Here is an 11,959-nt window from a genome sequence, read left to right as displayed (position 1 = left end):
CTTTTTACAATATAAGCATATCAAAAAAAGCAGGAGATATCTAATCCTTTTAGGAATAAATATCTTCTGCTTTTAAGTTAATGACATTGTGGAAAATCAAGGTTTTCCGGGGTTTTCTTATACCTAAACGGGCTGATATAGTTTGACCCCATTTGACCAAACGAGAGCCGTTTTCACCCAATTTTTAGTGGTCCGCAAGTGGTTAACTGGCCAAAAAGAGGGGAAAGTGGTTCCCAAAGTGGTTAACCGAGAGCCGTTTTTTGGGGTGCTTTTCAGCCTTCCTTCCCCTCGTTTTTTGGTTGTGGCAGTTTGGCATAGTTTGAGCTAATTTGAATAATTGAATATGAATTTGATGTAGCACACAGTATAAATGCTGGGTGCTTTTTTCATTTCAGGAACTCGTATTCCGGCGATAGAAAGAGCCGTCACTTCACTGTTAATTTTGAAGTGGCGGCTTTTTCTATTTCCAGAAGCAGCGTTTTGCGGAGGACACCCGGCACATGATTATTTTTGATGTGCTGACGAACGATTCCCCTGTTGGCTGGAAAGGCGAACGAACCCGCCTGTTCCTGTCGGATACCGGTTATGAAAAAGCACTGGATAGTCAGGAAAAGGGGCAGATTAAGATTTTGAGCCACGCAAAGGTACGCCAGGGCAATCTGCACTATGACCGTTCTGACCAGTTACGCTAAGGAGAGCAGTATGAAGCGTTATCTTCTGCGGCGGCTGGTGGTTCCGCATGGAAAACAGACTGTGAAGCAGCTTGGAATGGGACGGGCAGGAGCGAATCCGTTATGTACTGCAACGGTATATGGGAGCAGAGGCTTCGGATTTTGTCTATGAGGTTGTGAAACATTTCCTGATGGAAGCACTGAGCAGAATCTACCGTCCGGGTTGTAAGGCAGATGAAATGCTCTGCCTGGTAGGTCAGCAGGGAGCCGGGAAATCCACATTCTTCCGTTTCCTTGCACTGAATGATGACTGGTTTTTTGATGACCTGAAACAGTTGAACCGAATCAAGTAAGTCCCCTGCTTCAATTGCGAAGAGCAATAAGCAGTGGGTGGGACTTGCTTGTATCAGGAGGGGTACAAGCCCCTTCTGATAAACTGCGGAGCAGTTATTCGGTTATGAGCAAGTAGCGAAAGCGGATTGCGAATATCCGATTGACTGACAGCAAGATATACGAGCATCTCCGGGGACACTGGATTATGGAAATGTCAGAGATGATCGCAGCGATCAGTGCGAAAAGCAATGAAGAGATCAAATCATTCCTGACCAGGCAGAAAGACACTTACCGGAATCCCTATGATAAATATGAGGAAGACCGGAAGCGTCAGTGTATTTTTGCCGGGTCAACCAACACAAGGCAGTTTATTCCCTTTGACCGTACCGGGGCAAGACATAAGAACAGCCTGTTGAAGTTCTCAAAAGAAATGGAACAGGAGATCAGTGAATACTGGAAACAGTTCACACAGGAAGATACGATGGCAGGAATGATCCAGGGCTGGCTGGATGCCTATAAAGGTACGCATGTATGTTCCGTCCAGATCTGGAAAGAAGCCTTTGACCATTTTGACCGGGAGCCAAAAAAATTCGAGACAAATGAGATCTGCTCCATTATGGATACGCAGATCACAGGCTGGAAGAGGGCAGGAGTCCACAGATTTTCAAAGGAAGGATATGGCAGACAGAGAAGCTGGATCAGAGAAGGATCAGAAGAAGAGGGTGGCAACGAACCGGATAAAGATGGATTTACAAAGCTGACGAAAGCAGAACAGTTGGAGCTGCCATTTGACCTGCCCGACAGAGAGAAAGGCTGATTTTGACATCGGAAGGCTACAAATTTCCTGTAAATTTATCGCTTGTTGACAGATTTGTTGACACCTAAAACCCTTATATTTACTGGCGTTTCAGCTTTTTTTACAAGTGTCAACAAGAACATTCAAAAAACTTTTCAATAGTGTTTTGGAAAATAGAAAAAACTACCCGAAAAAAGTTTGAACCCCCATGTTGACACTTATGTTGTCAGCGTGCCGATAAACTCCCGGCAGGAACGGAAGCAATCTTCTCTCTGTCGGGCATAGGAATGAAAGGAAACAGATAATTATGGAAAAAATGATGAATACAAAGACAGAAGGAAACACATTTACAAAGAAAATCGAGCAGACAGTATATGTTGTCCGCTATCACTTTAACGAAGATGCAAAGGAAACCATGCAGGAGAAGATTAACCGGATGCTGGTTACAGAAGCAAGCCGACAGGAAATGTAGCTGACCGCAGAGTTCGGAAAAGGTTTTGATAAATCGAATCTTCGTAAGATGAGGCAGTTTTATTGCACTTTTCCAATTCGAGACACACTGTGTCCTGAATTGAGCTGGTCACATTATCGTGTCTTGATGCGTATAAATGATGAACAGGCAAGGAGATTTTATATGGCAGAATGTGCAAAAGCAGCATGGAGTGTTCGTCAACTGGAACGGCAGATCAATACGATGTATTATCAGCGTATTTTAGCAAGCCAGGATAAGATAGCGGTTGCAAATGAAATTCAAACAACAGAGCCAAAACCAGAATATGAGAAAATAGTGAAAGATCCTTATGTTATGGAATTTCTGCAGATTCAGCCTGACACACATGTATATGAAGGAGATTTGGAACAGGCATTGATTGATCATCTTCAACATTTCCTTTTGGAACTTGGAAGAGGATTTTCATTTGTAGCACGCCAGAAAAGATTTACATTGGATGGACAGGACTTTTTTATTGATCTGGTATTTTACAACTATATTTTAAAATGTTTCGTTCTCATTGACTTGAAAATGGGTAAACTGACCCATCAGGATCTAGGACAAATGCAGATGTATGTGAATTACTATACCCGTGAAATGATGAATGAAGGAGACACGCAGCCTATTGGGATTGTACTTTGTGCAGATAAGGGAGATTCTATTGTAAAATATACGCTTCCTGAAGATAATCACCAGATATTTGCATCGAAATATTTCACCTATCTGCCGTCAGAGGAAGAATTGAAACGTGAATTAAATTTGAAAGAATTTCACAAAAAAGAATAAAAACGGAAATACAAAGCGGAAGTTATAGTAAAGGAGATTTACAATGGAGTTTTGGATTTTTATGTTGATTATGGATTTGCTTCTTCCATTTACGATGATTGGTTTTGGAAAATATTTTATGAAAAAGGCTCCAAAGGAAATAAATTCAGTATTCGGATATCGGACTTCGATGTCTATGAAGAATAAAGATACATGGGAATTTGCTCATAAATATTGTGGTAAAGTCTGGTATGTCTGTGGAATGGTCATGTTGCCGATAACAGTAATATTCATGCTTTTAGTAATTGGAAAAAATGAAGATTGTGTTGGGAGTATGGGAGGAATTATCTGTGGTGTTCAACTTATTCCTTTAATTGGGTCTATTCTCCCAACAGAAATAGCATTAAAAAAGAATTTTGATAAGAATGGAACAAGACGATAAAGTTTGCAGAATCAAGAAAATCGGAATTTGGAGGACAAAGCTTATGAGAAGCAAAAGTATAATTAAAGGAGTCAGCATCGGAATATCAACAGCAATACTTTGGAGTATTGTTTTAAACAGCAAGATTGCTGGAATTGGAGTGGGTATATGTCTGGGTATATCTCTTGCTACATCTGACAGTCTTATTTCTTCGAAAAAAGATAAAGATAAGTGATGATATAACTTCAAGTTTGTAGAATTCAAAAATTTAATATGAAATGTGAGATAGAGCGTATGGAAATAATCTATACGTTCTTTTTTTTGCCTTTTTGAAAAAAGTGATTAAAAAACTATTGACATTTTGTTACTGGCAAAACCGCTAAGTCGATTTTGATTTCCTGCGGTGCGCGTCTGGCCGTATTTGATATTGCGGAGCTGCGCGAGGTTACATCCTACGATGAGTTGGAACTGGATACGCTGGGAGACAGAAAAATGGCTCTGTTCCTTATTATGAGTGATACGGATGACAGTTTTAACTTTCTCATTTCCATGTGCTGCACCCAGTTATTCAACCTGCTTTGTGAAAAGGCCGATGATGTGTATGGCGGCAGGCTTCCGGTTCATGTGCGCTGTTTGATTGATGAGTGTGCTAACATCGGGCAGATTCCGAAGCTGGAAAAGCTGGTGACCACCATCCGAAGCCGTGAAATCTCTGCCTGTCTGGTGTTGCAGGCACAGAGCCAGCTCAAGGCAATTTACAAAGATAATGCCGATACCATCATCGGCAATAGCCCGATGGGATTGCCGCTTGTGGCGATCTGGCTGTTGGGTAAGGTGCAGGATTTGAAATTTGCGATCCAGGATTGGATGTATGTGTAAATGATGTGAATATAATCTGGAATGAAAAGAAGCAGGACAATGGGATGAGACCCAATGCCCTGCTTCTTGGTTATTTGGAATGAACGGTAGTGTATTTCTGGTTTTTGCTTTTGGGTTTGTCTGGAAACATCATTTCAAGTTTACCAGAAGATAATAAAGGCTTGAGGTAATATTTGCTGAAGTGAGAACGGCTGGAAACATCAATATATGCTTGCATTTCATCTCGACTTTTAGGGTCTGCACAAAATTCCAATAGCAAGTTTTGCTTGCTGATCACAGATGTATCATGTGCGGCATCATGTGCTGTATCATGTGCGGAAGCACCGCACATGATGTAGTTTACATTTTTCAAGATGACTCTGAAATCTGTCGCTGTTGAGGAAAATTCGGGCTTATATGCCTCTGTGTATCCAGGCAGCTTTTCGGTTTCACTGACGATTTTGCGTAGGCCACTTCCACGGCGTTCCATGTACTTCATGCGGTGGAACAGGTCAGCAATCACAGGGTTTCGTCGCATCGAACGAATACTGTAAATATCGTATTCCTGAATTGAGCCGCCGCCAAACATACCGCCCGGAAGTGCTTTTGCCGACCGGAAAATGCTCGGCAGGGCAATTAAAGATTCTTTTGCGAAATTAAGTCCGAAAACACAGGCAAAAAACCCGGTCATGTTTCTGGTTTTTGTGTCTGCGATCTTGACCAGTATCCTTTGGGTGGTATCCCTGTTCGGGTTAAAAGACGCTCCAAGCGGATATACACTGGCGATTGCCATTATCCTTTGGTTTACCGTGCTATTTGCCAACTTTGCCGAGGCCATTGCAGAAGGTCGTGGTAAAGCACAGGCAGATTCTCTCCGGGCATCCCGAAAGGATGTGGACGCACATAAAATTCCCTCCGTATCGCAGAAGGACAGCGTGACTGTGGTTCCATCCGCCCTACTGAAAAAAGGGGAACTGGTGATTGTCAAAGCAGGAGAGCAGATTCCGGCAGACGGCGAAGTCATAGAAGGTGCGGCATCTGTGGATGAAAGCGCCATCACCGGCGAATCCGCTCCTGTAATTCGTGAGGCAGGCGGCGACCGCAGCGCTGTAACCGGCGGCACCACTGTACTGTCGGACTGGATTTTGTCAGAGTGACCAACGAAGCCGGAGAAAGCTTTCTGGACAAGATGATTGCGATGGTAGAAGGTGCTGCCCGGAAGAAGACGCCCAACGAAATTGCTTTGCAGATTTTTCTGGTAGCCTTGTCCATTATCTTTATCTTGGTGACAGTCTCCCTCCACACTTATTCCATTTTTTCTGCAAAGCTGGCGGGAATTGAGAATCCAACCTCTGTAACAACTTTGGTAGCGCTGCTGGTATGCCTTGCTCCTACTACCATTGGTGCCTTGCTTTCTGCCATCGGTATTGCCGGTATGTCCAGACTGAACCAGGCAAATGTTCTGGCCATGAGTGGACGTGCCATTGAAGCCGCCGGTGATGTAGACATTCTGATGCTTGACAAAACCGGAACAATCACCCTGGGCAATCGACAGGCATCGGAGTTCATTCCGGTAGATGGTGTTGATATTCAGGAACTGGCGGACGCCGCTCAGCTTTCTTCTCTGGCCGATGAACCCCCCGAGGGCAGAAGCGTTGTTGTGCTGGCAAAGGAGCAGTTTGGAATTCGTGGCAGAAGCCTTCAGGACAAGAATATGCACTTTGTCCCATTTACTGCCGTGACTCGTATGAGCGGCGTCGACTTTGACGGCAACGAAATCCGAAAAGGCGCAGCAGATGTTGCAGTTGCCATGAACAGCGGCACACAAGCGGCCAAAGAAGCAGGCAACATGGTGGATTTGGACTCTTCCCCCACAAAACTGATCGACATTGTGCGCATCGGCAAACAGCTTTTGATGACACGAGGCAGCCTGACTACCTTCTCCATTGCCAACGATGTGGCAAAATACTTTGCCATTATTCCGGCGCTGTTTATGGGACTTTATCCGGGACTGTCTGCTATGAATATTATGGGGCTGCATTCCCGGCAAAGTTCTGTCCTCTCTGCGATTATTTATAATGCACTCATCATTATTGCGCTTATTCCATTGGCACTGAAAGGTGTGAAATATCGTGAAGTTGCTGCTGGAAAGCTGCTGTCACGGAACCTGCTTGTTTATGGTTTGGGCGGTCTGGCGGCTCCCTTTATCTTTGTGAAACTGATTGATGTTCTGCTGGTGTTCACCGGCCTGGTATAAGGAGGGGATATATCATGAAAACAATAAAAAGTGTATTACCAAAGGCAGGTATGATCTTTTTAATCTTTACTCTGCTGTGCGGCGTGATCTATACGGGTGTTGTCACAGGAATTGCTCAGCTTATTTTCTCGGATAATGCCAATGGAAGTATCATTGAAGTAGATGGGAAAAAATACGGCTGTGAGTTGCTGGGGCAGCAATATACGGATGAGTCCCATATGTGGGGGCGCATTATGAATATCGATGTTTCTACCTATACAGATGAAAACGGAAAGGCGCTGATGTATGCCGCCCCATCTAACATCTCTCCGACAAGCGAGGAGTATGCACAGCTCGTGGCAGAGCGGGTGGAAAAGCTCCGGGCTGCCGACCCGGATATGGATGAAACAGCTGTTCCGGTGGATCTTGTTACTTGTTCCGGCAGTGGGCTTGATCCCCATATTTCCCCGGCGGCAGCGGAGTATCAGGTAGCACGTATTGCAAAAGTGAATGATATGACCGATGATGAAGTACGCAAGATCATCCGAAAATGCACCGACGGTCGATTCCTTGGCATCTTTGGCGAAGAAACCGTTAATGTGTTGGAGGTCAATCTGATGCTGGATGGTATCCTGGATGAATAAATGAACATAGCAAAAATTGTGATGTCTTATGCAGGATTCTGACAAGGAAACGGCTGATTGAATTTCTGGCACAAGCTCGTGATAAAAAAGAATAAGTCCTGCATCTTTAGACGGCCTTAATACAGATACGCATTCTCTTTTACCTTCTTTACTCCCTTTGATTTATAATTAAGGGCACATAAAGGGGGATAAAGGAGGATTGCAGTTATGGGAGTAGTGTTGTTAAAAAGGAAGTTGACTTCGTTTCAAATTATCATCCTCGGGTTTTCCGGTGTGATCCTTTTCGGCACCTTCCTTTTAATGTTGCCGTTTTCCAGCCGAAGCGGACTGGCAATGCCTTTCTCGGATGCATTGTTTACTTCTACCTCAGCAGTTTGTGTAACCGGACTCATTATACATGATACGGCAACATACTGGTCGGCCTTCGGCCAGTTTGTCATTTTACTGCTGATACCATATTGGCGTTGGGAAGTAACAGAAATTTGCAAAAGTGCTTTCATACTTGATTTCAAGAAAAATCAAAGGAATTGGGGGATGAATCCATGCAGGATATTATTTTACTTGTAAGTACATCAGCTATATTTATTTTTGGGTATTTTCTGATGAATAAACTGGATGTTTTTCTGGAAAACAATTGGAATAGACAAGAAACTGCTCTGACTTACGGCGAAAACAGCTTGCGAATTGGTTTTTCCAACCCATTAATGGCAGGCGGTCTCGCAGATACTTTCGAGACTTACGGAAAGCAGCATCCAGATGTCTCTATCCATATTTTCAGCGGAGAAGAAAGTGAATTATGCAGAGAACTGGAAACACACAAATTGGACATAATTTTTTTACCAGAGAATACAGACATATCAAAAAAAACTCATTATAATGCACGGATGGTGCTTCTTCGTTGCGCCCCAGTTGTGATGGAATATGCTGACTTGCCCATTGAGCCGATTACCCAGAATCAAATCACACAAATAGCACTATGGAGGGATTCCAAAAAATCACCTGTCGTCGATTTTTTCATTGGATGCCTGAACAAATTTGCCGTGGATCAGTCGCAGATGTAGGTTTTGACGTTGTGTATTATAATATTGAAAAAGGGAATCGCTTTTACTTGAGTGACAGATAGGAGGGTTAAAATGGAACTGCCAAGACAAGATCCGGATCAGCTTCTTCGTGCGATCCGTAACGATGCATCCACTAAGAAAAGCGGAAAACTCAAAATCTTTTTCGGTTATGCCGCAGGTGTCGGAAAGACCTATGCCATGCTTCAGGCGGCTCATCAGGCTAAGGAGCGTGGAATCGATGTGGTTGCTGGATACATAGAACCCCATGCCCGACCCCAGACGATGGCACTTCTGGACGGCTTGGAGCAGCTTCCTGTGAAACAAGTTGCTTACGAAGGAATGACCCTTCGTGAATTTGATATTGATGCTGCGCTCAAGCGAAATCCCCAGCTCATACTGGTGGATGAGTTGGCCCATACCAACGCCGAAAGCAGTCGGCACACGAAGCGGTATCAGGATGTTCAGGAACTGCTAAATACTGGAATTGATGTCTATACGACTGTAAATGTCCAACATATCGAGAGTCTCAACGATACAGTAGCCTCTATCACCGGAATTCTTGTGCGGGAGCGCATTCCGGATTCCACCTTTGATCAAGCAGATCAGGTAGAACTGGTGGATATTGAGCCTGCGGAGTTGCTGGAACGACTGGCAAGTGGAAATGTGTACCGGGAAGATCAGGAGCAGCGGGCAACAGTTAATTTTTTCACGCTGGAAAATCTCACCGCATTGCGGGAAATCGCCCTCCGTCGGTGCGCTGACCGGGTGAACTTGCTGACGGAAAGCGCCAGAGTACAGAGCCGAGGCGATTACCATACAGACGAGCGCATTCTGGCATGTCTTTCCTCGTCGCCATCCAACGCAAAAATCATTCGGACTGCTGCAAGGATGGCAAGAGCCTTTCGGGGAACATTTACCGCTCTTTATGTGGAAACGCCAAATACAGCGGCGATGAGTGACGATGATAAAAAGCGTTTGCAGGATAATAAGCGTCTGGCCCAGCAACTTGGCGCTGCGATTGAGACAAGTTATGGCGATGACGTGCCTTATCAGATTGCGGAATTTGCCCGTCTTTCCGGCATCTCAAAAATCGTAATTGGACGAAGTACCATTGCACGAAAGAATATTTTCAGCAAGCCCACCTTGACGGAACGCCTGATTTCCAGCGTACCTAATCTGGATATTCATGTGATACCGGATGCCAGCACAGGAACCAGCTATCAGGAAAAAAAGAGTAAGGCGCAGGTAGATGCGATGCCCCTGCGTGATGTTCTGAAGAGTATAGTCGTATTGCTGGTAGCTACACTAATTGGCTGTGGCTTTGACGCTCTTGGGTTCACGGAGAGTAATATTATCGCAGTTTACATATTAGGCGTACTTGTGACCGCTGTAATCACAACCAACCGACTGTGCGGGATTCTGACTTCGGTTGTCAGTGTGCTGGTTTTCAATTTCTTTTTTACCACTCCGAGACTGACATTCCATTTTGACGATCCGAACTATATTGTTACCTTTACCATTATGTTTATAGTAACACTGCTTTCCGGATCTCTCGCTACCCGGCTGAAAGAAAATGCGAAACAATCTGCCCATACAGCTTACCGTACAAAGATTCTTTTTGAAACCAACCAGCTTCTGCAAAAAGAGCAGGATGAGAATGCGGTAATCACCGCTACGGCAGGGCAGCTCATGAAGCTGTTGAAAAAAGATATTGTCGTCTACCTGTCTGATGGTAAAGAACTTGCCACTCCTAACGTTTTTCGTGCTGTTAATAGCATTCAGGAAGATTTAATTTCTGAGAACGAGAAAGCAGTCGCCGATTGGGTCTTCCGAAACAATAAACACGCCGGTGCCACAACAGATACATTATCCAGTGCAAAGTGTTTATACCTTGCGATTCGGGTCAACCAGCATGTATATGGAGTGGCTGGTATTGCGGTGAACGGTATTCCGCTGGACTCTTTCGAAAACAGCGTACTCCTCTCTATTCTGGGCGAGTGCGCTTTGGCACTTGAAAACATCAAAAACGCCAAAGAAAAAGAGGAAGCGGCTGTTCTGGCGCAAAATGAACAGCTTCGTGCTAACCTGCTGCGGGCAATCTCTCATGATCTTCGAACCCCTTTGACAGCGATTTCTGGCAGCGCAGGCAATTTGCTTGCAAATTATAAAAAGATGGATGATGCATTGCGGGAGCAGACCTTTACCGATATTTATGACGATTCCATGTGGCTGATTAATCTCGTTGAAAACCTGTTGGCAGTCACACGAATTGAGGGCGGACAGGTCAATCTAACTCGGAGTATCGAACTCATGGATGAGGTCGTTTCTGAAGCACTGAAGCACATCAACAGAAAGAGTAAAGAACACACCATTCGTGTGACCAGCGGTAAAGACTTTATCCTTGCCCACATTGATGCGAAGCTGATCGTTCAGGTGATTATCAATTTGGTTGACAACGCCATCAAATATACCCCTGTCGGTTCAGTAATTGAAATACATACCGATCAAAAAGAGCAATGGGTCACGGTTTCCGTTTCCGACAACGGCCCTGGGATTCCCGATGAGCAGAAACCCCGTATTTTCGATATGTTTTATAGTGGGGCCAATAAAGTGGTCGACAGCCGCAGAAGCCTTGGATTGGGGCTGTCCCTCTGTAAGTCCATTGTGACCGCCCACGGCGGCACGATTTCCGTATCAGACAATCAGCCAAATGGCACTGTGTTCACATTTACATTACCCGCCGGGGAGGTAGAACTTCATGAATAAACCTTTGATATTAGTGGTTGAGGATGACCCATCTGTACGAAATCTCATTACAACCACATTGAAAACAAATGATTATCGTTATGTGGTAGCGCCCAATGGCTCGACAGCCATTATGGAGGCCACATCGCACAATCCTGAAATCATCTTGTTGGATTTGGGCTTGCCGGATATGGATGGCGTTCAAGTCATTCAAACGGTACGCTCCTGGTCCAATGCCCCCATCATTGTAATTAGCGCCAGAAGTGAAGATAATGACAAGATTCATGCATTGGATGCCGGAGCTGACGATTATCTGACAAAACCTTTTTCTGTTGAAGAATTATTGGCTCGACTTCGGGTGACGCAGCTAAGACTCTCTCTGATGACGGCAGAGATGTTTACTGCCAGTTCTGTATTTGTGAATGGTAAGTTGAAAGTGGATTATGCCGGGGGATTCGCTTATCTGGATGAAAACGAACTTCACCTGACACCCATTGAGTATAAGCTGTTGTATCTGCTGTCCAAGAATGTCGGCAAGGTACTGACCCATACCTTTATCACACAAAATATCTGGGGCCGCAGTTGGGATAACGATGTGGCTTCCCTGCGGGTATTTATGGCAACATTGCGAAAAAAACTGGAGCCAACAGAGGAGTCTCCACAATATATTCAAACACATATTGGTGTGGGCTACCGCATGATGAAAATAGAATAACGCTATGAGGACGGCCAGTGTTCTCTATGAAAAATAGACGATTGAGTTTCGGATTGCCCTAATCATTTTTTGTTATTTGGAAAGGAAATCAATACCACACTTGCTACATTTATTGAAAATGGACAAGGAAAAGGCGTTGTACGGCAAGACATAATTCCGATGTTGACAGGTTACATTTTTTGGTCAAGCATTACTTCGTTCCTTGCCCTTGCACAAATGAAAGG

General features: G+C 44.4%; 10 protein-coding genes and 5 pseudogenes. 14 read left to right on the top strand and 1 reads right to left on the bottom strand.

All coding sequences use genetic code 11. The annotated features are described in order from the left end of the window. Positions 1-467 precede the first annotated feature (467 nt). The 8 genes and pseudogenes from ACTNC0_RS14665 to ACTNC0_RS14630 form a co-directional block, all read left to right on the top strand. Positions 468-692 (top strand): annotated as a pseudogene (locus tag ACTNC0_RS14665) (DUF5720 family protein); the annotation flags it as partial. Between the two features lie 65 nt (positions 693-757). Beyond that, positions 758-1,012, top strand: a pseudogene (locus tag ACTNC0_RS14660) (VapE domain-containing protein); the annotation flags it as partial. Positions 1,013-1,164: 152 nt separating this feature from the next. After that, complete coding sequence (locus ACTNC0_RS14655; protein ID WP_441087952.1) at positions 1,165-1,821, top strand: VapE domain-containing protein; 657 nt, start codon at positions 1,165-1,167, stop codon at positions 1,819-1,821. Positions 1,822-2,107: 286 nt separating this feature from the next. Next, the gene (locus ACTNC0_RS14650) at positions 2,108-2,272 is read left to right on the top strand and encodes a transposon-encoded TnpW family protein (RefSeq protein ID WP_441087951.1); all 165 of its coding nucleotides are present in this window, start codon (positions 2,108-2,110) and stop codon (positions 2,270-2,272) included. Continuing rightward, the gene (locus ACTNC0_RS14645) at positions 2,273-3,076 is read left to right on the top strand and encodes a PDDEXK nuclease domain-containing protein (protein ID WP_441087957.1); all 804 of its coding nucleotides are present in this window, start codon (positions 2,273-2,275) and stop codon (positions 3,074-3,076) included. A gap of 43 nt (positions 3,077-3,119) precedes the next feature. Continuing rightward, positions 3,120-3,497, top strand: a complete 378-nt coding sequence (locus tag ACTNC0_RS14640; RefSeq protein ID WP_119253617.1) for an SdpI family protein — start codon at positions 3,120-3,122, stop codon at positions 3,495-3,497. A 43-nt stretch (positions 3,498-3,540) separates the two neighbouring features. Beyond that, complete coding sequence (locus tag ACTNC0_RS14635) at positions 3,541-3,711, top strand: hypothetical protein (protein ID WP_441087950.1); 171 nt, start codon at positions 3,541-3,543, stop codon at positions 3,709-3,711. A gap of 134 nt (positions 3,712-3,845) precedes the next feature. Beyond that, positions 3,846-4,265, top strand: a pseudogene (locus ACTNC0_RS14630) (type IV secretory system conjugative DNA transfer family protein); the annotation flags it as partial. Between the two features lie 160 nt (positions 4,266-4,425). On the opposite strand, the pseudogene ACTNC0_RS14625 reads toward ACTNC0_RS14630, so the two are convergent. After that, positions 4,426-4,932, bottom strand: a pseudogene (locus ACTNC0_RS14625) (ATP-binding protein); the annotation flags it as partial. Positions 4,933-4,954: 22 nt separating this feature from the next. On the opposite strand from ACTNC0_RS14625, the pseudogene kdpB reads away from it, so the two are divergent. The 6 genes and pseudogenes from kdpB to ACTNC0_RS14595 all read left to right on the top strand — a co-directional run bounded on the left by kdpB (position 4,955) and on the right by ACTNC0_RS14595 (position 11,735). Further along, a pseudogene (gene kdpB / locus ACTNC0_RS14620) lies at positions 4,955-6,591 on the top strand (potassium-transporting ATPase subunit KdpB). Between the two features lie 14 nt (positions 6,592-6,605). Then, positions 6,606-7,214: a potassium-transporting ATPase subunit KdpC gene (gene kdpC / locus ACTNC0_RS14615; protein WP_441087949.1), complete on the top strand. Its 609-nt coding sequence runs from the start codon at positions 6,606-6,608 to the stop codon at positions 7,212-7,214. Positions 7,215-7,421: 207 nt separating this feature from the next. Continuing rightward, positions 7,422-7,781 (top strand): hypothetical protein, encoded by a 360-nt coding sequence (locus ACTNC0_RS14610; RefSeq protein WP_441087948.1) that lies wholly within the window; start codon positions 7,422-7,424, stop codon positions 7,779-7,781. Beyond that, the gene (locus ACTNC0_RS14605) at positions 7,757-8,275 is read left to right on the top strand and encodes a hypothetical protein (protein ID WP_441087947.1); all 519 of its coding nucleotides are present in this window, start codon (positions 7,757-7,759) and stop codon (positions 8,273-8,275) included. The genes ACTNC0_RS14610 and ACTNC0_RS14605 overlap by 25 nt, the downstream gene beginning before the upstream one ends. A 72-nt stretch (positions 8,276-8,347) precedes the next feature. Next, positions 8,348-11,041 carry an ATP-binding protein gene (locus ACTNC0_RS14600; RefSeq protein ID WP_441087946.1) on the top strand — a complete coding sequence of 898 codons (2,694 nt, stop codon included), beginning with the start codon at positions 8,348-8,350 and terminating at the stop codon, positions 11,039-11,041. Then, positions 11,034-11,735, top strand: a complete 702-nt coding sequence (locus ACTNC0_RS14595) for a response regulator (RefSeq protein ID WP_441087945.1) — start codon at positions 11,034-11,036, stop codon at positions 11,733-11,735. The genes ACTNC0_RS14600 and ACTNC0_RS14595 overlap by 8 nt, the downstream gene beginning before the upstream one ends. Positions 11,736-11,959 lie beyond the last annotated feature (224 nt).

The sequence above is a fragment of the Blautia sp. HCP3S3_B11 genome (assembly GCF_052064435.1).
Classification (GTDB): domain Bacteria; phylum Bacillota; class Clostridia; order Lachnospirales; family Lachnospiraceae; genus Blautia_A.
The sequence above is the reverse complement of the archived record's forward strand: the minus strand, read 5'-3'. Positions and strand labels throughout refer to the sequence as shown.